At 56.8% G+C, this 23870-nt stretch carries 19 protein-coding genes and 2 pseudogenes; 8 read left to right on the top strand and 13 right to left on the bottom strand.

What is annotated here, in order from left to right:
- Positions 1-35 precede the first annotated feature (35 nt).
- Genes MCRY_RS18690 through MCRY_RS18675 form a run of 4 tightly spaced genes read left to right on the top strand, consistent with a single transcriptional unit; the run spans position 36 to position 5781 of the window.
- Positions 36-1964, top strand: a complete 1929-nt coding sequence (locus MCRY_RS18690; protein ID WP_085632695.1) for a TRAP transporter permease — start codon at positions 36-38, stop codon at positions 1962-1964.
- Positions 1961-2734, top strand: a complete 774-nt coding sequence (locus MCRY_RS18685; RefSeq protein ID WP_085632693.1) for an IclR family transcriptional regulator — start codon at positions 1961-1963, stop codon at positions 2732-2734. The genes MCRY_RS18690 and MCRY_RS18685 overlap by 4 nt, the downstream gene beginning before the upstream one ends.
- A gap of 27 nt (positions 2735-2761) precedes the next feature.
- Complete coding sequence (locus MCRY_RS18680) at positions 2762-4207, top strand: aldehyde dehydrogenase family protein (protein WP_085632744.1); 1446 nt, start codon at positions 2762-2764, stop codon at positions 4205-4207.
- Positions 4204-5781 carry an FAD-dependent monooxygenase gene (locus MCRY_RS18675; protein WP_085632691.1) on the top strand — a complete coding sequence of 526 codons (1578 nt, stop codon included), beginning with the start codon at positions 4204-4206 and terminating at the stop codon, positions 5779-5781. Before MCRY_RS18680 ends, MCRY_RS18675 begins: the two co-directional genes overlap by 4 nt.
- 59 nt (positions 5782-5840) lie before the next feature.
- Here the strand turns inward: MCRY_RS18675 and MCRY_RS18670 are convergent, their stop codons facing one another.
- Positions 5841-6287: a MarR family winged helix-turn-helix transcriptional regulator gene (locus MCRY_RS18670; protein WP_085632689.1), complete on the bottom strand. Its 447-nt coding sequence runs from the start codon at positions 6285-6287 to the stop codon at positions 5841-5843.
- A gap of 149 nt (positions 6288-6436) precedes the next feature.
- Here MCRY_RS18670 and MCRY_RS18665 point away from each other — a divergent pair, with 149 nt between their 5' ends.
- Entirely contained in the window at positions 6437-8368 is a 1932-nt protein-coding gene (locus MCRY_RS18665) for an FAD-dependent monooxygenase (RefSeq protein WP_085632686.1), read from the top strand.
- A gap of 932 nt (positions 8369-9300) precedes the next feature.
- Here the strand turns inward: MCRY_RS18665 and MCRY_RS18660 are convergent.
- The 6 genes from MCRY_RS18660 to MCRY_RS18635 form a co-directional block, all read right to left on the bottom strand.
- Positions 9301-10239: a DUF6963 family protein gene (locus tag MCRY_RS18660; protein ID WP_085632684.1), complete on the bottom strand. Its 939-nt coding sequence runs from the start codon at positions 10237-10239 to the stop codon at positions 9301-9303.
- Positions 10236-11903 (bottom strand): dipeptide ABC transporter ATP-binding protein, encoded by a 1668-nt coding sequence (locus MCRY_RS18655; RefSeq protein WP_085632683.1) that lies wholly within the window; start codon positions 11901-11903, stop codon positions 10236-10238. Before MCRY_RS18655 ends, MCRY_RS18660 begins: the two co-directional genes overlap by 4 nt.
- Complete coding sequence (locus MCRY_RS18650; RefSeq protein ID WP_085632681.1) at positions 11900-12766, bottom strand: ABC transporter permease; 867 nt, start codon at positions 12764-12766, stop codon at positions 11900-11902. Before MCRY_RS18650 ends, MCRY_RS18655 begins: the two co-directional genes overlap by 4 nt.
- 1 nt (position 12767) lies before the next feature.
- Entirely contained in the window at positions 12768-13691 is a 924-nt protein-coding gene (locus tag MCRY_RS18645; protein ID WP_085632679.1) for an ABC transporter permease, read from the bottom strand.
- Positions 13692-13756: 65 nt separating this feature from the next.
- Complete coding sequence (locus MCRY_RS18640) at positions 13757-15316, bottom strand: ABC transporter substrate-binding protein (protein ID WP_085632677.1); 1560 nt, start codon at positions 15314-15316, stop codon at positions 13757-13759.
- 263 nt (positions 15317-15579) lie between these two features.
- On the bottom strand, positions 15580-16446 hold the full coding sequence (locus tag MCRY_RS18635; RefSeq protein WP_085632675.1) for a MurR/RpiR family transcriptional regulator: 867 nt from the start codon (positions 16444-16446) through the stop codon (positions 15580-15582).
- A 72-nt stretch (positions 16447-16518) separates the two neighbouring features.
- Between MCRY_RS18635 and MCRY_RS23640 the strand changes: the two genes are divergently transcribed.
- Complete coding sequence (locus MCRY_RS23640; protein WP_085632673.1) at positions 16519-16974, top strand: DUF1028 domain-containing protein; 456 nt, start codon at positions 16519-16521, stop codon at positions 16972-16974.
- Here MCRY_RS23640 and MCRY_RS18625 read toward each other — a convergent pair.
- The 3 genes from MCRY_RS18625 to MCRY_RS23250 all read right to left on the bottom strand — a co-directional run bounded on the left by MCRY_RS18625 (position 16935) and on the right by MCRY_RS23250 (position 19092).
- Positions 16935-17408 carry an IS630 family transposase gene (locus MCRY_RS18625; protein WP_176234527.1) on the bottom strand — a complete coding sequence of 158 codons (474 nt, stop codon included), beginning with the start codon at positions 17406-17408 and terminating at the stop codon, positions 16935-16937. The two genes, MCRY_RS23640 and MCRY_RS18625, sit on opposite strands and share 40 nt — an antisense overlap.
- A gap of 7 nt (positions 17409-17415) precedes the next feature.
- Complete coding sequence (locus MCRY_RS18620) at positions 17416-18516, bottom strand: ISAs1 family transposase (RefSeq protein ID WP_085632669.1); 1101 nt, start codon at positions 18514-18516, stop codon at positions 17416-17418.
- A 114-nt stretch (positions 18517-18630) separates the two neighbouring features.
- Positions 18631-19092 carry a helix-turn-helix domain-containing protein gene (locus tag MCRY_RS23250; RefSeq protein ID WP_217808243.1) on the bottom strand — a complete coding sequence of 154 codons (462 nt, stop codon included), beginning with the start codon at positions 19090-19092 and terminating at the stop codon, positions 18631-18633.
- A gap of 83 nt (positions 19093-19175) precedes the next feature.
- Between MCRY_RS23250 and MCRY_RS18610 the strand changes: the two are divergent.
- Positions 19176-19913: pseudogene (locus MCRY_RS18610) on the top strand (IS1634 family transposase); the annotation flags it as partial.
- 81 nt (positions 19914-19994) lie between these two features.
- A pseudogene (locus MCRY_RS18605) lies at positions 19995-20279 on the top strand (ISL3 family transposase); the annotation flags it as partial.
- On the opposite strand, the gene MCRY_RS18600 reads toward MCRY_RS18605, so the two are convergent.
- From MCRY_RS18600 to MCRY_RS18590, 3 genes are all read right to left on the bottom strand, one after another.
- Entirely contained in the window at positions 20246-21202 is a 957-nt protein-coding gene (locus MCRY_RS18600) for an IS630 family transposase (RefSeq protein WP_085632666.1), read from the bottom strand. The pseudogene MCRY_RS18605 and the gene MCRY_RS18600 overlap by 34 nt on opposite strands.
- A gap of 65 nt (positions 21203-21267) precedes the next feature.
- On the bottom strand, positions 21268-21945 hold the full coding sequence (locus MCRY_RS18595; RefSeq protein WP_085632664.1) for a response regulator transcription factor: 678 nt from the start codon (positions 21943-21945) through the stop codon (positions 21268-21270).
- The gene (locus tag MCRY_RS18590; RefSeq protein WP_176234526.1) at positions 21933-23714 is read right to left on the bottom strand and encodes an ATP-binding protein; all 1782 of its coding nucleotides are present in this window, start codon (positions 23712-23714) and stop codon (positions 21933-21935) included. Before MCRY_RS18590 ends, MCRY_RS18595 begins: the two co-directional genes overlap by 13 nt.
- Positions 23715-23870: the final 156 nt, after the last annotated feature.

The raw sequence follows: 23870 nt of genomic DNA, 5'->3' as shown, positions 1-23870 counted from the left end.
CTTTATCTGCCTGACCTCGAACGATCACGGATATCATGACAGCCATGCCTGCCCTGCCCGCACGCCTTGCGACCCCTTTGGCCGATCTCTTTGCGGCGTGCCTTGTGCTGCTGGCAGTGGGTTGGGCGCTGTCGGTACAGCGCAAGCTGGGGCTCGACCTCTATCCGCAGCAGTTCTTCGCAGGTGTGCTGTTCTTTGCCCTGCCGCTGGCCTTTCTCACCTTGCCCGCCCGACGTGGAACCGAACGGGACGGCGTGCCGCTCTACGACTTGATCCTTGCGGGCCTGTCGATGGCTGCCCTTGGGTATGTGGCGGTCACATATCCCGACCTCGTGCTGATGATCTTCGCCCGCCCACCCGAGCTCTGGATTCCCAGCCTCATCATCATAGTGCTGCTGCTGGAGTCGCTGCGCCGCGCCACCGGCTGGGCGCTGGTCATCATCATCGCAGCCTTCCTACTCTATGCGCTGTTCGGAGACCTGATCCCCGGACGCTTGCAGGGCAGACCGCAAAACTGGCAATTGCTGACTGGCTATCTGGCGGTCGATTCAAACGGCGTTCTGGGCCTTCCCATGTCCGTCGCTGCAACGGTGGTGATCGCCTTCATTCTGTTCGGTGTGCTGTTGGGCATCACCGGCGGGTCGCAGTTTTTCACCGACGCGGCGATGATCGGCATGGGCCGGTTTCGCGGCGGGTCGATGAAAATCTCGGTATTGGCCTCGGGCCTTTTCGGGTCGATCTCGGGCTCTGCCGTGGCCAACGTGGTGGGCACCGGCGTGGTCACCATCCCGATGATCAAGCGCGATGGCTACCCCGCCCACAAGGCGGGTGCGATCGAGGCCGTGGCCTCCACCGGAGGTCAGCTGATGCCGCCGGTTATGGGCGCGTCGGCCTTCTTGATGGCCGAGTTTCTGGCCATTCCCTACAGCCAGATCGTGATGGCGGCTTTGCTGCCCGCGATCCTCTATTACGTGGCGCTGTTCATCCAGGCCGATCTGGAAGCGGCTAAGATGGGCATCCAGCGCGTGCCCGAATCCGAGATCCCTGCCCGTCGCACCGTGTTTGTCGGCCTGCATTTCGCCTCTGCCTTTGCGGTCCTGATCTACCTGCTCTTTTGGCTGCGCTACCAACCCGAACGCGCGGCCCTTTGGTCGGCGCTGGCGCTTTGTGCGACCGCGCTGGTCTTTGGCTATCGCGGCGTACGTCCGACACTCCGCGCCCTGTTTGGCAGCTTTGCCCGCACCGGGCATGGGGTGGTCGAAATCCTGCTGATCTCGGCGGCGTCGGGCATGGTGATCGGGGTGCTCAATATCACCGGGCTCAGCTTCAACCTGACCTATGCGCTGGTACAGGTCGGCGGCGGCAGCGCGGTTCTGCTGCTGGCGCTGTCGGCAGTGGTCTGCATCATCCTTGGCATGGGCCTGCCCACATTGGGCGTCTATGTGCTGCTGGCCGCTCTGGTTGCCCCTGCCCTGATCGAAGTGGGGATCGAACCCATCGCGGCGCATCTCTACGTGCTCTATTTCGGCATGATGTCGATGATCACGCCCCCCATCGCAATGGCCGCCTTTGCCGCCGCCGCCATTGCCAAGGCCCCCGCAATGGCCACCGGCTGGGCCGCGATGCGTTTTGGCTGGGCGGCATACGTGATCCCGGTGCTCTTTGTGTTCAGCCCATCGCTGATCCTGATCGGTGAAACCGGCGAGATCATCTTTGCCGTGATCACCGCAGGCTTGGGCGTCTGGTTGGTTTCGGCTGGGTTGGCGGGGTATTTCTCGGACCGCTTGTCGCCTGTGAAACGGCTGTTGTTCGTTGCCACTGGGCTGATGGCACTGGTGCCCGCTGGCGCATTTGAAGGCGCAATCCTGACGGATGCGGCAGGCGTGGTGTTGGGGCTGGCTCTCATCGGGAGCGAGGTTTTCCGACGCCGCGCTGCACCCTTGGCAGCGGAGGAGGCGCAATGAGATCGGTATCTGGCTCTGGTGAACGCCTGTTGGCCATCCTCGGATTGTTCTCGGAAGAGACCCCCGAATGGACACCGGAAGACATGATGCAGGCCTTGGGCTTTTCGCGCCCAACGCTTTATCGCTACCTCAAGACGCTCAAGGATGCGGGATACCTCGTGTCACTGCCGCAAGCAGGCTACACTTTGGGCCCGCGCGTGACCGAGTTGGATTTCCTGATGCGGCGGTCCGACCCGTTGATCAAGATTGCCGATCCACATCTGGACGAGCTCGCTACTGCGTTTGTCGGCTCTGCCTTTGTCGTGCGGTTCTACGACCAGAAAATGCTATGCGTTGCATCACAGGTATCGGCGCCAGAACCGCGTTCATCCTATCCGCGTGGACGTCCGATGCCGATTGGCAAAGGGGCGGTCAGCCGCGCCATTGTCGCCTTTCTGCCGCCCAAGGATCGGGCGGCGCTGGTCAGTGATTTTCTGGATGCCTTTGTCACGTCGGGTATTGGTTCAACCAAAGACGCAGTGCTCACAGAATTAAAGCGCATCCGCCGTGACCGGGTCGCTACCGCGCGGGGTGAAGTCACGCCCGGACTGGTGGGTGTTGCGGCCCCCATCCTTGCAGGCGATGGCACGCCGATCGGGGCGCTTTGCCTGTCCACCGAAGAGACCACCTTGACCAAAGACCAGCTGGCCGCGCTGCGGGACGCCATCCGCGACCATGCCGAGGCGATCTCGGACGCTCTGACACTGCCTTCTGCCCGCGCAAGCGCCTGATGAATGATGACCGACCCGGAGAACCACATGACCCTTGACCCCGCACGGCATTACATCGCTGGCGACTGGATTGGCGATGGCCCGTTGGACCACAGCCTGAACCCGGCCACGCTGCTGCCTTTGGGCCAATACCACCGCGGCAGCACTGATCTGGCCAATGCCGCTGCCGCAGCCGCACGCGCAGCGTTCTTTGGCACGGATTGGGCGCATGCCCCGCGTCTGCGGGCACAAGCCATGCTGGAAATCGCCGACCGGCTTGAGGCCGCCAAAGACGAAATTGCCGATCTGGTCGTCGCCGAAAACGGCAAGATCCGCGCCGAAGCTTTTGGCGAAACCATGGCCGCAATTTCCGAGACGCGGTATTACGCGGGCCTTGCACGGGACATTCGCGGCTCCATGCAGGAAATCACCCCCGGCAGCCTGTCGCTGTTTCATCGCGAGGCGGCTGGGGTGGCGGGCATCATTGTGCCGTGGAATGCACCGGTGACTTTGCTCATGCGCTCGCTCGCTCCGGCTTTGGCCGCAGGCTGTACCGCTGTCATAAAACCCGCGCATCAAACGCCGCTGGTGCATGCGCGCATCATGCAGGCCATTGCAGAAGCTCCGTCGCTGCCCAAAGGTGTGGTCAATTCCGTCAACGAAAACGGCATCGAGGTCGGTCAAGCCATGACCGCGTCGCCGGATATCGACGTGATCAGCTTTACCGGCAGCAGCCGCACCGGGCAGGCCATCATGGCCGCGGCAGCCCCAACGCTCAAACGTGTCGGGCTGGAACTGGGCGGCAAAGCTCCAGCGGTCATTTTTGCCGATGCCGATTTGGACCGGGCCACGCATGAACTGACCCACGGAGCGCTGGCAATGGCCGGGCAAATCTGCGTCGCCGCCGCGCGGTTCCTTGTGCACGAATCCGTTGCCAAGGAGTTCGAGGCCCGCATCACCGCCGCATTTCAGGCGGTGCGCGTGGGCCCCGGTGATAGGCCCGACAGCCAGATGGGATCGCTGATCGACATGGGCAACCGTGCGCGGATCGAACGTCTGATCGAACAGGCGGGTGACGAGGGCGAGATCGTGCTTAAAGGCGCGCCCCTGTCGGACTCGGCCTTCCTGACGCCGACGCTCTTCCGCATCGACAATATCGCGTCACCGCTGGTGCAAGAGGAACTGTTCGGCCCCATCGTGTCGATCGAGACCTTTACTGACGAACAAGAGGCAGTCGCCAAGGCGAACGCCACCGCCTACGGTCTGGCCGCGTCAGTCTTTACCGCTGACCACCACCGCGCCTTGCGGATGGCACAGGCGATCCGGGCAGGCACGGTCTGGATCAATTCGCATCTGAGGCTGTTTGCAGAGGCCGAAACCGGCGGCTACGGAAAATCCGGCCTTGGGCGGTTGCACGGACCAGAGGGGCTATATGACTTCCTGGAAACCAAACACATCTATTCCGAACCCGGACGCGTGGGAGGCATGGCATGAGAGACAGCTTTGACGTTGTGATCAACGGCGGCGGGCCAGTCGGCCTTGGCCTTGCCGTCGAACTGGGCCAGCGCGGCATCCGGGTGTGCGTGGTGGAACGCTATCCCGAACCGCAGCCGATCCCAAAAGGGCAGAACCTGACACAGCGTACGTCAGAACATTTCCGAGCGTGGGGATGTGAGGACGAGCTGCACAGCGCCCATCCAATCCCCAAAGGCGGCGGCATCGGGGGTATGACCGCCTACGGCACGCTTCTTTCCGATCACACCTATGACTGGCTCAACCGGTCGAACGTGAAAGACTACTACTTCGCGCCAAACGCCCGTCTGCCGCAATACGCCACCGAACGCGTGCTGCGGGCGCGAGCCGCGGAAATACCCGAAATCACTGTTCTGTACGGCTGGTACGGTGAGTCACTGGAAATGACCGACACTGCCGTGCAACTGACCATAGCGGAACGCGATGGTGACGGCCGGCAAGTGATCGACGCATCTTACGTGGTCGGCTGCGATGGCAGCCGGTCCTTCATCCGCGAACACGCTGGGATCAGTGAAACCCTGTCCGACCACAACCGCATGATGGCGCTTTTGGTGTTCCGGTCCGAGGAACTGCACGAGCTGCTGACGCGCTATCCGGGCAAGGCGTTCTACAACGTGCTGCACCCCGACTACGAAGGCTACTGGTTGTTCTTCGGGCGGGTCGATCACGGGCTGTCATGGTTCTTCCACGCGCCTGTACCCTACGGCACAACCGCCGAGAATTTCGATTTCCGCGGTCTCTTGCACAAGGCAGTGGGGCAGGAATTCGCGCTCGAGTTTGACCATATCGGCCACTGGGACTTGCGCGTGTCACTTGCCGACACCTATCGCGCTGGACGTGCGTTCATTGCCGGAGATGCCGCACACAGTCACCCCCCCTATGGCGGCTACGGGATCAACACCGGCTTTGAGGACGCGCGCAATCTGGGCTGGAAACTGGCCGCACGGATCAAAGGCTGGGGCAGTGATGCACTCCTCGACAGCTACAGCGCGGAACGCCAACCGGTGTTCGCCTCAACCGCACGGGATTTCATCGAGAACTTCATTCGCGAAGACCGCGAGTTCCTTAACCAACACAGCCCGACAAAGGACACCGACGCCTTCGAGACGGCGTGGAAAGCGCGTGCCGAAGGCGGTTCCGGGGTCGAGGATTTTGAACCGAATTACGAAGGCTCGCCGATCGTGCCGGGCAGCCAAGGCACGCCCAGTGCCAAAGGATCGCACAGTTTTGTTGCACGCGCAGGCCACCACTTGCCCCCAGCCGGGCCGGAAGGGCGCGCGGCAGGTGTTGCTTTAAGCGCAGGATTTACACTGCTGTGCGCTGATCCGGCCAACGCGGCGGGGTTTAGCCGGGCCGCTGACGCCATGGCTGTACCCCTCGCCATCCCCAACTGTGCAGCAGACTGGTTCACCGCTTGGGAGCGCCGCATCATATTGGTGCGCCCAGATGGGTTTGTCGCTTGGTCTGGCGACAGCTGTACCGACGAAGACGTACATAGGATCCTGTCCGCCACGATTGGCCAACCGCGCGACTGAGCCAGCGCGCCATAACTGCATGTCACCTAGTTCTTCCCGGTCGTCCGCCGATCTGGTGGTCATGTCCGTAGCGCATCCCCATCCTGCGCGCCTTGGACTGCCTTTTTCGCAAGGCGCAGGAAATCGCTCCTTTCGTCAGGACTGAGCGCTTGAAGGATATCAACCTGCAATCCCGCAACGATCGGCAAGGCTTGCTGAAACAGGTCACGCCCCTGATCTGTCAGTGTGACGACACGGGCGCGACGGTCTTTTTCGTTCACCACCCGCGCCACAAGGCCCTTCTGCTCCAGCCGATCTATGACCCCGCCTGTCGTCGCACGATCACAGGCGATACTGGCGGCAATCGTGGCCTGATCCAATCCCGGCTGTGCCGATAACGCATCCATTGCAGCGAATTGCACCGGGGTAAGGTCGAACCCGGCTGCCTGCATGTGACTTGCGTAAACCTGCGTCGACATCTGATGCAACTGTCGGATCACATGCCCCGCCATGTTCTTTGCGTTCATGAGGCCCCCATTGGTTGATCTGCACTGAAAACAGCACATCACGACAGCACCACATAAAAAGGTAAGTGTACATACCTTTACGGTTGCAAAATTGGTAAGTATAGATACTAAAATGCAGACACGATGGGCAAGCACGGAGCACCACCACCATGCAATACTATGTCGATGGATTCAGACCGGGCGACCCCGACGTCAAAGCCCCTGCCCCCAATCGCGATCCCTTGCGCAGTGATGTGGTGCCCGCAAAAGTCGATGTCCTGATCGCCGGGTGCGGCCCTGCCGGTCTTTGCCTTGCCGCTCAGTTGGCTGGTGTCCCTGAGATCACCACAATGATCGTCGAGCCCAAACATGGACCAATGGAAAAGGGCCAAGCCGACGGCGTCAACGTCCGGTCGATGGAGATGTTTCAAGCCTTTGGCTTTGCCGACAAGGTAAAACGAGAGGCCTATTGGGTGAACCAGACCACCTTCTGGAAACCCGATCCGGCAGCGCCTCAGAACATCCACCGGGTTGGTATTGCACAGGATGTCGCGGACGATCAGTCCGAGATGCCGCACACCATTGTGAACCAGGCGCGCATCCACCAGCTGTTTCTCGATGTGATGAAGAAATCGCCGACGCGGCTCGAACCCCATTACGGGCTGCGCGTCATCGATCTTGAGATCGACACGGAAACCGATGACCACCCGGTGACCGTCACGCTGGGCAGGGTGACCGAAGATGGCACTGCAAGCGACACAATCACGGTGCGCGCGAATTATGTCGTTGGATGCGACGGTGCACGCAGCAACGTCCGCACAGCGATCGGCGGCAAGCTGCATGGCGACGCAGCACATCAGGCTTGGGGGGTGATGGATATCCTCGCCAATTCCGACTTCCCAGACCTCCGCCGGAAATGCCTGATCCAGTCCGCCAAGGAAGGCAACGTTCTGATCATCCCGCGCGAGGGCGGCTACCTGTTTCGAATGTATGTCGAGCTGGACAAGCTCAACCCGGACGAACGGGTTTCGAACCGCAACCTGACCTCGGATCACATCATTGCCGCTGCCAACCGGATCATGCGCCCCTACACCATCGACGTCAAAGAAGTTGTCTGGTGGTCGATCTATGAAATCGGACATCGCCTGACCGACAAATTCGACGATGTGCCTGCGGGCGAAACGGCCACCCGCACCCCGCGTGTCTTCACCGCAGGTGATGCCTGTCACACCCACAGCCCCAAGGCCGGACAGGGCATGAACGTGTCCATGGGCGACACCTTCAACCTTGGTTGGAAACTGGCGCATGTGTTGACCGGAAGGTCCCATGCGAGCCTCTTGCACAGCTATTCCGCCGAACGGCTGGAAGAAGCCAAACGCCTTGTCGAGACCGATCACAAATGGGCGCGGATCATGAGCGCACCTCCGGGCGAGTCAGAACTCGACGGCTCGGAAATGCCGCGTTTCCAGAAGCAGTTTATCGAAAATCTAGAGTTTACCGGCGGGCTGGCTGTGCATTATGACCCGTCCAACCTTATCGCAGCGCCAGAACATCAACACCTTGCAACAGGCCAAATCATCGGCAAACGCTTTCATTCGGCCCCTGTGCTGCGCTTGGCCGATGCCAAGCCCCTGCAGCTGGGCCACATTGCCGAGGCCGATGGACGCTGGCGGCTATATGCCTTTGCCGGCAAGGACGACATGGGGCAAGGCAACGGGGCGATTGCCACCTTGTGCACATGGCTGGAAACCGATTCGCACTCTCCGCTGCGGCGCTTCAACCGCAAGGGCGAGGACATCGACGCACTGATTGATCTGCGCGCCATCTTCCAGCAGGAATTTACGACACTGAACTACGAGGACATGCCATCCCTACTGCGGCCAGCCAAAGGTCGATACGGGCTGCTTGACTTTGAAAAAGTCTTTTGCGTCGATCACAAACTTGGGCAAGACATCTTCGAAATGCGCGGCGTCAATCGCAACAACGGCTGCATGATCCTCGTTCGACCCGACCAATACGTCGCACACATCCTACCACTCGACGCGTTCAATGCTCTGGCCCGTTTCTGCAACGATATCTTTCTGCCCAACGACGCGCACTGATCGTCCGCGACGATTTCGTGCACAATGGCCCATGTCTCCGGGATTTCAAAAGGACCGATGCCCGTCCTTCATGACCACATTTTGCGGTTAGGGACGAAGGACCGTGGCGGACGAGAGGTGACCTGCACCTCTTAGTCTACCCCAATTTAAACAGATATGGAAAATTGAGGACTGCCACTATGTTCAACAAGATAAGTGGCGGAGACGAAGTCCTTCAGGTGGATGCGGAGATTGAAAAATAAATGTTTATTACCAATTAGTTGTGTGCATCCAGCAGTTTTGTCTGTGTAGCAATTTGTGTAGCAGATATTTGCACCCTCTAAGCATACTTAACCCTCAAAATTTGGCAACCTGCCAATGGTCTTTGGCAATTATGAGATGAGCTTTAACCAACGACTTCGAGGTGGATGCAGACGGCGCATACCAGCCGTTCATCGAGTCAGACTGCGCCGCAGTGCAGCTTCACCGAGTTATGCCCGAAAGTTGGTGATGGGCTGAGGTAGGCGGCATATCATGGCGGTGTTCAAGACGCCGTCGTTCTCAGAGAGAAAGGATATGCCACCATGGCCAAATCTACCGTTGTCCCGTTTGCACTGCCATCGGAATTTTCGCCTGATCCACTGACCGAGGTGATCCAGGCAGGAGCCAAGGAACAGCCTGTTTACGCCGGACGAGTGTTACAACTTCTTCCGAGCCGCTGGATATGAAACCGATTGAACCGGACACGCTATAAGCCGTGGGAATTGAGATGAGGGCAGTGAAGCATAAGTTAGCCGCATCGCAGCGGGCTATTTGGAGAATTGGTAAAGCTGACCTTGAGGTGCTGAACGCACAGCGGGTTTGCCTTTCTAATCGAGCGGCGAACTGTTTTGGCGCGAGTGTTGACGCTCTTTCGATACTGTGTCGTCGAAAATACACAGCCACTTGATCCGCTATCTCCTCGTACTGCCAGTGCGAATTGAAACTTCAATTGCCGTTTCGCCATCCAGAGTGACAATCAAACCTTGGCTGACTACCATAAAGGGTTCTTGGTCTAACCAGCCAATCATCTTTCCCAATTTCGTGATCCTAACGTGGTCACCCACACCGAAAGCGGTTTCCCCCCCCGCATCCGAAGCTTCTGGGTGGATGACGCGAAGGGCCTTATGATTGTTATCGATGACAATCTCGGGCGTGTCACCAACGACGATGGGGATTCCGGCAGATATGGTGATTGTCTCACGGCTGGTCGCACGAAAACGCATCTCCTCCAAAGCGACCTCGTTCGCCAAGAGAGCGATCGCCCTGTGTGGCCGAATTGCATTGTGCAGCGTCGCGACCGTGTTACCAGTTTCAGCGCAACGGGTCTTGAGACTGCCTTGGTCCTTAAGGCTTGCGACCGCCGGCATGTTGCCGAGCCCGATCTCTCCGTGAACAGAGAGCGCTAGGAAGCCCGCGTCGAAATCAGGGTGCTGTGCAATCGCGTTATCCACCGCGACTTGGGGCGGGATACCAGCTTGCATCATTGACAGGACCAGACTGTTAAGCGCCTGACCATCGTTTGCCTGCGCGTGCGGAAAACGGTGGCCGGTGACAATCCCAACGCGTGGCAAAGCCGCAACGAACTGTGACAATGGAGCGGGGCGGTTGGGGCCGCTTGAAATAAGGCCGGCCCATGGGGCTTGCAAAATTTCGTCTGATGGCGCGCCGTCAAACAAGCTCTGCGCACCGCCATATTGGGTTTCAGCGCGCAACAGCTTCTGCTCCTCGGTCAACACGGCCAAGCTGACGAACCCGCCGATCGCGCCGCGCCCGGCCTCTTCTACCGCGCGCAGGCCCGACAGGATCCCTGCACCAGCCCAACGTCCTGAAGCAGCAATGCCAATCGTCATGTCGCGACCCAATGGCCCGGCCCGATCTCGGACAAGGGGCCTGTCGGATAATCACCCTTGAGCACGGGGCGTTTTCCGCGTTTTCGGGTCGGGTCGGGCACCGGTGCGACATCGATCAGGGCCCGTGTGTAGGGGTGCCGCGGATTTGCAAAGAGTTCGGCGGACGGTCCCAACTCAAGAATCCTACCATTTCGCATAACCGCAACGCGGTCGGCGATCTGTCGGACCACCGCGAGATCATGCGAGATAAATAGCAATGTCAGATCTTCGCTGCGCTTCAGACTTTCCAGCAGGTCCAGAACCTTTGCCTGAATGGAAACATCCAGCGCCGATGTCGGCTCATCGGCAACTACAAGCAATGGTTTGGCCGCAATGGCACGCGCGATGGCGATGCGCTGCCGTTGGCCACCCGAGAATTCATGCGGATAACGCTGTGCCATGTCGGCGCTCAACCCCACCTTTTCAAGGAGCTCATGGACCTGTTCGCTGCGCTCTGATTTCGACAGGTTTTGATGGATGATCAACGGCTCGGCGATGGTACTACCCACCGTGTGACGCGGATCGAGCGAGGCATAAGGGTCCTGAAAAATCATCTGGACCGCGCGCCGCTTGTCCTGCAACTCGCGCCCAGAAAGCGCCAATAGATCAGTGTCGTTCAGCGTGACCGTACCGGTATCGGCCTCAGTCAGGCGCGCGATAACCCGCCCCACGGTTGTCTTGCCCGATCCACTTTCCCCGACCAGAGCCAGAGTCTCGCCGCGATGGATGGTCAGTGACACGTCGTCAAGCGCCTTGTGCCGCGCGGCCTTGGAAAAAATCACACCGCGTTTGGCAAAGGTCTTGTTGATGCCACCTACCTTGAGCAGCGGCTCCGTGAGCGCGGGTTTGCGCGAGGTGGAGGCGTCAATTCGCGGGACCGCGTCCAGAAGCGTTGTCGTGTAGTCCGCCTCAGGCGCGGCAAAGATGCGCTGCACCGCGCCGAATTCTTCGGCCTTTCCAGACTTCATCACTAGAACGTTGTCGGCCATTTCCGCGACCACGCCCATGTCATGGGTGATCAGGATTAGGCCAATCTGGGTGTCTGTTACGATCTCGCGCAACAAATCGAGGATTTGCGCCTGAACCGTTACGTCAAGCGCGGTGGTAGGTTCGTCCGCGATAAGAATGCGGGGGTCCAGCAACATCATCATCGCGATGACTACACGCTGACGCATACCCCCGGACAATTCATGCGGGTATTGCCGCATCCTGTCCTCCGGGGACGGAATGCCCACGCGATCCAGCATGGCGATGGCGCGCCGCTGGGCCTCACCGGCGTTGCAGATACCATGCGACACAAGGGCCTCGGTCAGCTGCAGACCGATGGTCAGAACCGGCGTCAGAGCTGTCATAGGCTCCTGAAAAATCAGCCCAATGCCCGTGCCCCGGGGCGGCTGCACGCCGGTCGCGAGCAGGTCCATTCCGTCGAACATGGCTCGCCCTGAGGCGTTTACCTTGGGCGGCAGCAATCCCATCAGCGCCTTGGCGGTCATGCTCTTTCCCGATCCGCTTTCGCCGACGATGGACAGGACTTCACCCGAAGCCAAATCGAAACTGACCTTGTCGACTAGAGTCTTTGACCCAATCACGACCGAGAGATCCGTGACGGAAAGCAGTGCAGTCATTTCCGTTCCACCGGGTCGAGACTGGAGCGCAGCCCGTCGCCCAGCAGGTTGAAGCCAAGAACCGTGATGGCGATGGCAATACCCGGTATCGTCATCAGCCAGGGTGCGCGGTTGATGTAATCGCGTGACCCTGCAAGCATGTATCCCCATTCCGAGGTGGGGGGCTGCGCGCCAAGACCAAGGAAACTAAGCCCCGCTGCCGCGAGAATTGCGGTCGACACACCCAGCGTCGCAACTACGATCATGGTCGGCATGACGTTGGGCAGAAGATGCACCAAAACCAACCGGGTAGGCTGAGCGCCCGCCGCAATGCTCGCCTCGAAATAAGGTTTCGATGTTTCGACAAGGGCCGCCGAATAGCATGTCCGTGCATAAAACGGGATGCCTGCCACTCCGACGGCGATGATCGCATTCTGCAAACTCGGACCCAGCACTGCGACGAAGCTGAGTGCGATCAGAGTCTCGGTGAAGGAAAAAAGTACGTCGGTGCTGCGCATCAGTAACGCTTCGACCCATCCTCGGCGAAAGGCAGCGATCATGCCGACCGTCATACCGATGGTCAGTGAAATACCCACGGCGACAGCCCCCACAAGCAAGGTAATCCGACTGCCGAAAAGGATGCGCGACAGCATATCCCGTCCGAATTCGTCGGTTCCAAGCGGAAAGTCGCCACTGGGAGGCATAAACCTCCCGCCCGAGCCCATCTTGTTCGGGTCGAAGGGTGCCAGAACATCGGCAAAGAGCGCACAGAAGATGAGTAGCAGGACGATGACCAGACCAATCGCGCCGCTCGGAGACCGTACAAGTCGCCACAGGAAACCCGGTGGGGCTTTGGAGACGTCGATATCAGGGGCAACGCTCATCTCAGGACCTCCGGATTCTGGGATCGAGGACCGCGTAAAGCGCGTCGATGGTGATCGCGACCAGAACGACGACGACTGAAAAGGTCAGGATGAAGCCCTGTATGATCGGGTAGTCCCTCTGGAAGATGGCTTCGACCGCCATGCGCCCGACACCGTTCCACGAAAAAATGTTCTCGACGACGATAGCCCCGCCCATCATGAAAGCAAACTGCAATCCCATCATGGTAACAACTGGCAGGAGGCCAGCACGAAGGACATGACGCCGCAAGACAAGCGCCCTGGGCAAACCTTTGGCCAAGGCGGTCTGGACATAATCCTGGTTCATGACATCGATCATCGATGAGCGTGTCAGGCGCGCAAAGATGGCGGCGTTCGACAGGCCGAGTGTCAGCGCTGGCAGGACCAGATTGAGCCAGCCGTTCCCGCTGACTGGCAGCCAGCCCAGTTCCACGGCGAAGAAAAACAGAAGCACCAAACCGAGCCAGAAGTGCGGCATCGAAATTCCGGCAATGGCGATGATCATAAGCGTGATGTCGGTCAGGCTGCCCTTCCGGTAGGCCGCCAGAAAACCAATGGGAACACCGATGAGCACTGCGATGAACATGGCTGCACAGGCCAGCACAAGGGTGTTGGGCAGGCGCTGCATGATGACATCCAATACGGGTTGGCCACCACGAATTGTGTTGCCCAGATCCCCCTGCACTAGCCGCTCCATGAACATCGCGTATTGAACGGGAATGGGGCGGTCGAGGCCCAGAGAACGGCGTACTTCTTCGATCTGTTCGGGAGTCGTGCCCTGGCTTTGGGCGTACATGATCTGCACCGGATCGCCCGGCACAGCATGGATCAGCAAGGTCACCAGAATGGTCGTGATCCAGATCGTGAGCACCCCCATGAGGATCCGCGTGCTGAGAAAGCGCCACATGAAAATCTGCCTCTTGCGCTATACAACCCGGGGCGCGTGATGCCGCGCCCCGGGCTTTCGGACAGTTAACCGCCGAGTTTCACGTCTGAGAAGTTCGGATAGACGAACGGTGCTACGAAGAATCCTTCCACCTCCGGCCGTACGGCAAAGACCCATTCCCAGCCAGGCGTGTAGAGAGGGACGTGGATCGCGTTCTCAAGCAGGTACTTGAAGACCTCTTGTACCTTGGCCTTCCGAGCCTCCGAGTCTGTGAGAACACGGGTTTCGGCCAGCATCGCATCCAACTCCGGCGAGGTGTAACCGCGATAGGCACCGGGCGTATGCCACAGGGCATGGAGAATGTCAGGGTCGTACCAAGACCAGGTCATCATATCCATCGACCCGGTCGTGCCCTCGGTATTCTCGTTCTCCTGGCGCACCCGCGCGTTAAGCGAGCCGATATCCATGATCTCGATGGAGGCCTTGATGCCAACCTCGGCCAACTGAGCCTGGAAGACTTCACCCAGTTTCTGACGGTTCCCTCCGGTCCAGACCAGCAACGCGGTCTCCAACGGGTTGTCCATGCTATAGCCCAGTTCGCCCAACAATTCCTTTGCCTTTTCTGGATCGTAGGCCGGGCGGTACTGTGCGCAGAAATCCTGATCATTGCCGAACACGCCACGCGAAACGGGGCAATTTTCCGGGATCGACAGATCGCCGTAGATCAGGCTGATCGCCGTGGCAGCATCTGTCGCATGCGCAACCGCTAAACGGGCGCGAACATCGTTGAACGGTGGACGATGCACGGCGAATTCCCAGAAGACGTTCTGCCCGGTGTTCTCGGCGACGATGATCGACAAATCGCCCTCGTCCTGAATCATCGGCACGTCGTCAAACGGCGGCTCGGCGATATGAACCTCTCCCGTCTTAAGAGCGGCAAGTCGGGCTTGCGGTTCGGGGACGACAGCGATGATCAGGCCGTCTTCATAAGGAGCGCCAGGATTTTCAGCGAGTTTGCCGAAATTCTTGTAGTCGGCGTTCTTTTCGAGAACGATCCGGTCGCCTCTGGTCCACGATACCAGTTTCCACGGGCCGGACCCGATGGCCGAGTTCGTTCCGAAGCCGTCTGAACCTGCATTGCTGTCGCAGATGATTGACGAGAAACTGTCCGCGAGGAACGGGATCAGGGCAACGAACGGCGTCTCTAACGTGAGTTTGACTGTGAGTGGATCGAGAACCTCAACACCGGAAATTGGGCCCCAGCTTCCTTTGGTGACGCTGGGTGTCGTTTCGCTGAACGCTGCGTCGATCGTGTACTTGACGTCGTTTGCGTCGAGCGGGGTGCCATCGTGACACATCACGCCCTCTTCGAGCGAGAAGGTGTACTCGGTCCCTTCAGCATTGGATTGCCACGACTTCGCTATATGCGGAACCGGCAATCCGTCAGCGTCGGTGGCCAGCAGCGTGTCGTACATCAGGCTCCACACCTGCAGCGACAGAGTGCTGGTGGCGCGGTGCGGATCAAGCGAGTCGATGTCCCCATATCGCGCCCATACGATGTCATCCGCCGCAGCCGTGTTCGCTAACCCGGCGACCAATCCAATCGCTCCAGCAGTCGTCCGCCAAGGTCGTCCAAAAAGCTTCATATGAGTGTCCTCTCTGTTCGCGTGTCATCTGGCAGCTCGCCAGCCAAGAATGGAAGAACTGTGCAAGGCAGAACTTCCGGGTGCGCCGACTTCGGGGGCGGCGCTGACCAATTCAGTTCAAGATTTGTGGCATGTGCCCCAACAAAGTTTTTAAGCGCCAAGCATATGCCCGTCAAAAATATTGCATTCATGACAAGTCTTTTTTCAGTAATGACTCTTTTTGGCGAACGCTTGGCGACGGACCACTCAAGTTTGACTCATTGCTAGCCGGCATCACCCCACTCTGAGTGGATCGCGTCTATGTACCTGAGCCTTTCAATGGCGTTTTGTCCAATGCGTTCTGCAACTGCCATGCAAAGATATGTAATCACCGACACCGGCGACGCGAGGGAGTCGAAGTAGGTCAGTCCACTTGTTCTGCAGCGCAGTGTCACCTCAGCAAGTTCCGGGTTTCCGGAACTCGCCAGGTCGGTAATCGATATTGTCTTTGCATCCGCCAGGCGCGCCGATTGCATGATCGATCTCAGCGTTCGAGTTCTGCGACCGATCGCCAAAGCCAGCACAGAATCTGCGGGCTGGATCGAGGCAAACTCCTCGGGTACCGAAAAACCGCCCAGAGGGATCATGCGTATATCGGGTTTCACCTTGATCAACTGGGCGCGCGCGAAATGCGCCAGGGGATAGTTGTCACCGAATCCTACAACCCATATCTTCTGGGCGCCAGCCAGATAGGTGACAGCGGCCCGCAATTCGTCACTGCGGATCGCCTCAATTGTGCGGATCAAATTCTGCACGTCAGAGGCCAAGTGATCAGCCAGATCACTGCGACCACTCAAGCTTGGTACGGGGGCAGAATACACGTTCTTATTGTAGGTCTCGTCATTCCGATCCACACGCGCCAACCGCTGCGCGGTCTTGAAGCTTGGAAAGCCAAGCCGCTTGAAAAACCTGGCAGTGGTCGCCTTTGAGACTTTGGCCCGCCCAGATATCTCTGCGGCGGTGTGAAGAACAAGGCTGTCTGGATTCTCGAGAAAGTGGTCGGCGAGCAGCCGCTCTGATTTAGTCAGGTCGTCAAAAATCTCCAGAATGCGTTCTGACAATCGGGCTGACTTTTCTTCTGATTTTTTCATTCTTGATCACTTTTGAAATTTCCCGATACAAAGTAATCACACGTAAGGTGAACTTGGCAAAGAAAAGCGCGGATGACCTTCACGCTCCTCGCTCGCGACCCCGAGAGCGGAGCTCTTGGCGGGGTATCAGCAACTGGGAACCTATGCGTTGGCGCGTGGGTGCTGCGCGCGACCCCCGGCGTCGGTATATCCGCCAGCCAAGGTCATTTCCCCAGCACGCTTTGGGGCACCCGGGTTCTTGATGAAATTCGACGTGGGCTCGATCCAAAAAGCGCCATCGATCGGACTACAGGAGCAGATTGTGGGCGAGGATCACGGCAGTCACTCGCTCTTGATGCTTTCGGTCAAGGAACTGCTTTTACCGGGGCTGAAAATGTTCCAGAATTCTCCGAGGTGATCCACCCTGATAAGGGCGCATCGGGAAACATGCTATCAAACATGGACGTTATAGATGCATCCATCGCAGGTTACGTTATAGCGTGTCCGGTTCAATCGGTTTCATATCCAGCAGCTCGGAAGAAGTTGTAACACTCGTCCGGCGTAAACAGGCTGCATACGGTTCCGACAGCCTTCCAAAGGTCGTCATAGGTACGTGCCGCGGCCTTCCGAATGAGGGCCTTCAGCTTCGAGAAGGCCATTTCTATGGGGTTGAGATCAGGGCTGTATTTCGGAAGGAAGAGGAACCATGCGCCGATGTCCTCGAGGATCTTCTGAGCCACAGCGCTTTTATGGGCTGGCAGATTGTCGAGGATCACGACGTCCCCTTCACGCAATGTCGGAGCCAGGATGCCTTCGACGTAAAGCTCGAACATCTCCCGATCCATCGCCCCATTCATCACGCCAGTGGCATCGATCCGATCATTTCGCAGACCTGCGATGAATGTCTGAGTGTTCCAGCGCCCTGCGGGAGCATGCTCGATCAGCCGTTCCCCGAGTTGGCTCCATCCGCAGGTCCAGGGCAATCGCGCTTCAGAAGCCTTGGATGAGTGTGCGCAGGAAGTCATTGCTCCAGCCTGCCTTTTTGAACTTCACGCGGTTTGAGCCTTTTGCGGTATTCGCCTTGATGATGCCCAATGCGATCCGTCGTAGCGCGGCGAAGTTGGCAGGCGCGTTGTCTTTCCGCGCGCGGTGCTGATCGTCGTTCATCACCACATCCAGTGACCAATGCAAGCTGTTCTCGATTTCCCAGTGGCCACGGATCAGCGTGGCGGCTGCTTGAGCCGTGACGCATTTTGACAGGAGGTACAGCCGCTCGGAACTGCTGGCCGTTTGGCCCGCTGTGCGCGTGGACACGACATGAACGAAGGCACCAAGATGTGGCCATTGATGGGTTTCAGCGAGATAGTCCGGCACGTCGTAGACGCGATGTGACCGCTCCTCAACCCGGCCATGGTCACCGTCTACAGAGGTATATTGATCATTGTATTCAATATCCTGATCGGCCACAAAGGCCCGCACGTCGGCTTGCATATCGCCCAGATTGCGCTTGAGCTGCATGCAATAGTCACCTCCTTCCTGCACGATCAGGTCACAGGTCTCTCGTTGGCAGTGCAAGGCATCGGCCGTGATGGTGATGCCACGAATATCAAGTATCTCAATCAGCTCGCGCAGAGCCAAAATCTCCCCGCCGCCCTTGGCACTTTGCGTCATCCCAAGGCTCAGCCGCGCACCATGAGCAAAGGCGGTGACAACGTTCAAGTTCGACTGGGCGGCTGCCTTGTCAAAGCTGCGCCGCATCTCCTTGCCGTCGATGGCGATCGCCGGATGCTCGGCATGGGCCGCAGCAAAGTCGCGCCGGAACTTGTCGAAAAACGCCTGTAGGCTGGTCGGCTTCATCAAGCGAAAAAGCCGCGAGTAGGCATCATGGCAGGGGACCCCGTGAGGCAATTCCAGAAATTCGCGCAGGAAATCCTCCTTCATCTGCCCAAAATGCTCCATGTCGACCGCGGTTTCCCCGCCACATAGCGCGCACAAAAGGCTGATCGTCATCAGATCGCAGAACTTATGCCGTGGCGCGTTGCTCTTGCGGGGATCGTCTTCGTCATTGAAATAATTGGATAATGCCGGCATCTCGAAGCTCCATCTGATGATGAAACCTCAAGAATCCAGTTCGGCACAACTGTCAAAGCTCAAGTGCGATTCCCCTGTCCGCAGGTCTTTGTCATGTTGGTCTTGAGGCTGGTTTCATCGATAAAGATGAGCCGGTCCAAATGGTTGCGCATGAAGGGTTGGCGACGCGTAATCCAGATGGTCCTGTCCCGCGCCACATCGGGCCGCTTCTGTTCGCTGGCCCGCAGATCTTTTTTTATGCGAGAGCCCGAGCCGGTGCAGCAAGCCGCCCACAGAGGAACGGTGCACCCTGATCCCATGTTCGCGTTCCAGCATGGCTCGAAGCTCGTCCAGCGTTGTTGCAGGGCGGGCTTCCATCTGCTCGCGTACCCAACCGGCCACAATGGCCAGCTTGCCATGACCACGGTGGCCTTGAGGCTTCGGCTCAAGGCTACCGGTTTCCCGCTTCAGCTTGACCATGTCGTTCACGAACTTGACCGACACACGGAAGTGCGCGGCTGACGACCGGTGTGAATTGCCCTCTTCGACAAAGGCGACAACCCGCTCGCGCAACGCAATAGGATGTGGTTTGCCCATTTGCGACCTCCATATCTGCTCACAGACATGGAATCACAGATCAGATCGCGTGGGAACATGAATCCGGACAGACAAGACACGCTATAATCGAGACCTTCAAGAACATGACGTTTGAAGATGGGCTGGCTGAAGATCGTTTTGCCGGTCACCGCCTGATCGTGGCCCATGATCCCGTGCGAGCCGCTGAACAAGGTGACCGACGTTGTGCGCGCATCGCCGAGTTAGAGGCGATGGCCGAAAAGATGACGGAAAAGATCAAAGCGCAAGACGAGGGCAAAGTCACCAGAGGACGCCGTGCCTCAGATCGCGGTGCATACAGCCGCTTTACCCGAGCAGTTGCCGAGGCCGAGATGACGCGCTTCCTCAAGGCTGATCTCTACGCAGATGACTTCAGCTGGTCGGTAGATGACGATGCCATTGCTGCTGCGGAACTCTTCGACGGCAAGCTGGCGCTGATCACCAACGCCCCCGACCTCAGCCCTGCTGACACAGTCGCACGCTACAAGGGTCTCGCGGACATCGAACGTGGCTTTCGCGTTCTGAAATCGGATATCGAGATCGCGCCGGTGCATCACCGGCTGCCCGATCGCATCCGCGCTCACGCCATGATCTGTTTCCTCGCGCTCGTCCTCTACCGCGTCATGCGCATGCGCCTGAAGGCCAAGGGTCACAGCGCGAGCCCGCGCACCGCACTCGATTTACTCGAACGCATCCAGCGCCATACGTCCAAAATTGGCGAGCGCACCCTCAACGGCCTGTCGACAATCACCCCAGAACAATTGGAGCTATTCGACACCCTCGATATACCAAAACCCGCTTGATCCCTTCTCGGTAGTCACACAATGGCAGATCCCGCCATAACAATATCAATCACTTAGGCGATTTACTGTCGAACTTAGGAGCTCTCCTCCTGGTTCCGATGGGCGCGACGCAGCAAGCTGGCCCCCTTCAAGAAGCTTGCCTTGACCCTGAAGGCGCACTGGGATGGCATCCTCAACGGCTTCGACAGCGACCTCAGCAATGGCTCGGTCGAGGCCATCAACGGATTGATCCAAGCGGCCAAGGCCCGAGCTAGAGGCTACCGCAAAGCCCGAAACCTAATCCTCATGGCCTACCTGATCGCAGGCAAGCTCAGCCACCTGCCAGCCTCACCCTACCGCACAACATCTGGGGCCATCGTCGAATGACCGGAAACCAATCCACCCACACAAATCACGAAATAGCCACATTTAGCGGGCAATGGGATGATGCTGATACTTTCAGGTATAACGAGTGCGACGGTCATATCCCATCCGGCGTGATCCATGAGCACGACGGCATGTGCGCTCGGCGCGACGGTCCGGGCAATTTCGGCGAGGTGCAGGGTCATAGCATCGATATTGCAAACCGGCCAAACAAGCCCTGGGCCCTTGCCCAGGGCCGGGCAGATCGCCCCGAAGATATAGCTTGAGATGGTGCGCTGATCATGCGGTGCCGAGGGGCGTGTTCCGCGTTTCGCCGACCGGCGCGTGATCTTGTTTTTCTGACCGACGCGGGCCTCGTCCTGAAACCAAACCTCTATTGCAGTGTCTTGCGGGAGGCCTGCGCGCACCTTTTCCAGCTCGGTGGTGAAGCCTTTTTTAAACGCTTCCAGCGCGTCGGTGTCTTGCGCATGGTGGCGGGGCCGCGCCGTGAGCTTGACATAGCCGAGCTTCTTGAGTTGCCGGCTCACGGTCGTTTCATCAAGCGACACCCTAAATTCTGCGTGAAGCCACCGTGCCAGATCACTCAACCGACAACGCACCACCCTTTGTATCGACGGGATCGTCCCGCTCTCCACGATCACCGCAAGCGCCTGTCGTTGTGCATCGTCGAGCTTGGCTCGCGCGCCGGGCGCCTTGCCCTCGATCAACCCTTCCGGGCCGCGGGAATTGAACCGCAGGCCCCAGTCGCGCACGATTTGCAGACCTACACTGCCGATCCGTGCCGCGTCGCATCGACTACCGCAATCGTAGATCTCAGCCAGCGCCCGCAGCCTGCGGCTCTGGTTCGCGTTTCTAGGGTCTTCTGTGGTTGCCGCCCGTAAACCTATTGCTGCACCCATTGCCACGTCCTGCCAGCCCGGCACCATAGAGCCATGTTTTCGCCGCCTTGGGAATCCCAATGAGTCAACCTTCACGCTGTTTGGTATGAGTTCTAAGCTAGCACTATCGTAGCCGCCAACTGGTACCCCCACCCCCTAACAGCATTGATAATCTTTCCATTCGCACCCACTAAAGCTAGCTTCTTCCGAAGACGCACAATTCTCACTTCGAGTGTGCCAGACTTTGCATCATCACTTATACAAAGTATTTGTGCAATTTCGTTTTTTGCCAGACGGTTTTCTGGTGCTAATATGAACTCTTTCAACAACGCTCCCTCAGCGTTTGACACAGTGACGTCGCCATCAGGACCTGAGATCGTCATCGATCTCAGGTCCAACATAATTTTTTCCTCATTACCTTTGGAAGAAACTGTCCGACGCAGCAGTGCATCAACAGCACCTTTCAACTCAGGAGTGGAACTAGGCTTAACTAGGTAAATGTCGGCACCACTATTATAACCAAGACCGACCTCGTCGGCAGAACTGCGAGCTGACAACATGACGATCCCAATATGTGGCGCCAAAAGCTTCAACCTTTTAGCGAGCGCTATCCCGTCCTCACCTGGCAGGTTTAGATCAAGCAAAACGACATCTACTGTTTGCAGCGAGCACCCTGTCAAAAACGCCTCACTGCTATCGAACCCAAAAACATTCGCAGATTCGGATAATAGAATATCAATCAAAGACGCGCGCAGGTCCGAATTATCCTCTACAATGACTATATTATGCATGGGAAACTCACAATAAATCTAATGCGACCGTCAACAGACTCAAAGCGTATACTCCCATAATGGGCACGTACAAGACTGTCACAAATGTGAAGGCCAAGGCCCGATCCAGACTTTCCATGAACTTTAGCATTTCTATAGAGCCTTTGGAATACCTTCTCTGCATCTGGAATTCCAGCCTCACCCATTTCGTTTTCAAACACAAGAACAGCAGCCCCCTTTTGCTCCTCCAAAGCAATATTTACTTTAGAATCGGCAGGTGAATACTTCAAGGCATTTTCCAAAAGATTAGAAAAAATAACCTTCAGAAAAATTTGATCCCCCATTATAAAGGGTTGTGAGACTGAATGAATTGAAATTCTGGATCTTTCCTGTTGATTAACGCATATATCTTCCAAAATACTTAAAATATCGCAACTATGCACTTCAATCTTCTCATAGATGCTTGGCAAGCGCGCTGATTGATTGCAACGCTCAATAACTTTGTTAAGATCTGATATCGCTCGATCAACGCGTTTTCGTTTATCTGCGTCCAAATGCATGGATGATACATTTATGGAAATTATGGATAATGCATTTTTTGTCTCATGTGTAAGCATATCGAAGAAGCCAATCAAAGTCTTGTTTTTTTCAAGCTCAACTAATTCTCGCTGCTTCAGGTGGGATATCCTTTCCTTATCAATTTTTACAAGTCTGCTCGCCTCTTTGCTATACTTTGCAAGCACATGAAACATTAAAATTGTGGAAAATATTCCATAGAGTAATGCGTTGCTTTGAAATTTAACATAATCCATATTTAGGCCAACAAGACGAGCCACCCAAAATATATTCATAAAGGAGACTACTGTAAAAAACACTCTCACAGTACGCAAGCCCACCAAGGAATCTTTCTTTGCGGATATCGATGTGATGAGAAATAGAATGGGAGATACAGCCAGAAAATATGCATTCATCTTTAAAGCAATACTCCGATCATATGCAAAAAAAATCAAGTACATCAGCATAATATAGAAAATCTGCGAATCAATTAGTAACATCAAATGCCTTGAAGGCTGGTGTTGAAGAATCATATTTCTGTGAAATAAGAACACGCTCAAAGAAAGTGAGAGCACTACAAACCTAAAGATCACAGCAAGGTATTTGAATTCATAGTTTTCAAATAAAATTGGAATATAGCCAAAGGAATAAAAATTATGAATAATCCAAAGTGACAGCAAAGGCAATGAATACAGAAGTATAGGGTCTTTAAACAAATTATAGGCACGAACAGCCCAAATGAAAATGAGCATCACCCAAGTAAGATAACCGAATTGCGCCAAGTGCAATATGTTGATCGCTCTTATTGTATCACCAGTACTTTTCGCTGATAATGTTAGCGATAATGATCCTGATGATGCAATTCTCAGAAAGTATTCCTCTCCCAGCTCTGGAGGCAGTAAAATATAAGTGCGCGGGGCTATTCCAGAACTTCTCCCCTTTATCTCGTAAGGAATATTATTTATTATTACTCTAGACTCCATCGCACTTCTTGGCGCTGGCGCAAACAAGAGGACTTCATCGAGCATTTGAGGGCTTACTGTTAAAGCTACACTGCCTCCATCCAGAGGTTGTTGGATCCGAACTCTTAACCAATACGCAGAGGAACTATATCCCAAGTTAATATATCGATCGGATTTTTTAAAATCTTTATTGCTGATATCCTGAAGTTGAACTGTAGCGGTTTTGTCTTCAAACAGCCCAACCGCCTCTATTAGCTCCTCTTGAGCCCTCACGGAGCCGCAAGATGCTGAAATTATTAGCGCCCCCAAAAACAAGTAAGTTACGCATCGGCACCAAGTCGGTAGCAAAGAGTGAGTCATATCATTAAGGTTTTTTATGTTTTGTTTTGATATTTTACGATGAAAGACTAACGTCAATTTTTGCCATAT

The organism is Marivita cryptomonadis (assembly GCF_002115725.1).
GTDB classification, from domain to species: domain Bacteria; phylum Pseudomonadota; class Alphaproteobacteria; order Rhodobacterales; family Rhodobacteraceae; genus Marivita; species Marivita cryptomonadis.
Note: the sequence above shows the minus strand (reverse complement) of the source record. Positions and strands in the feature narration are given on the sequence as shown.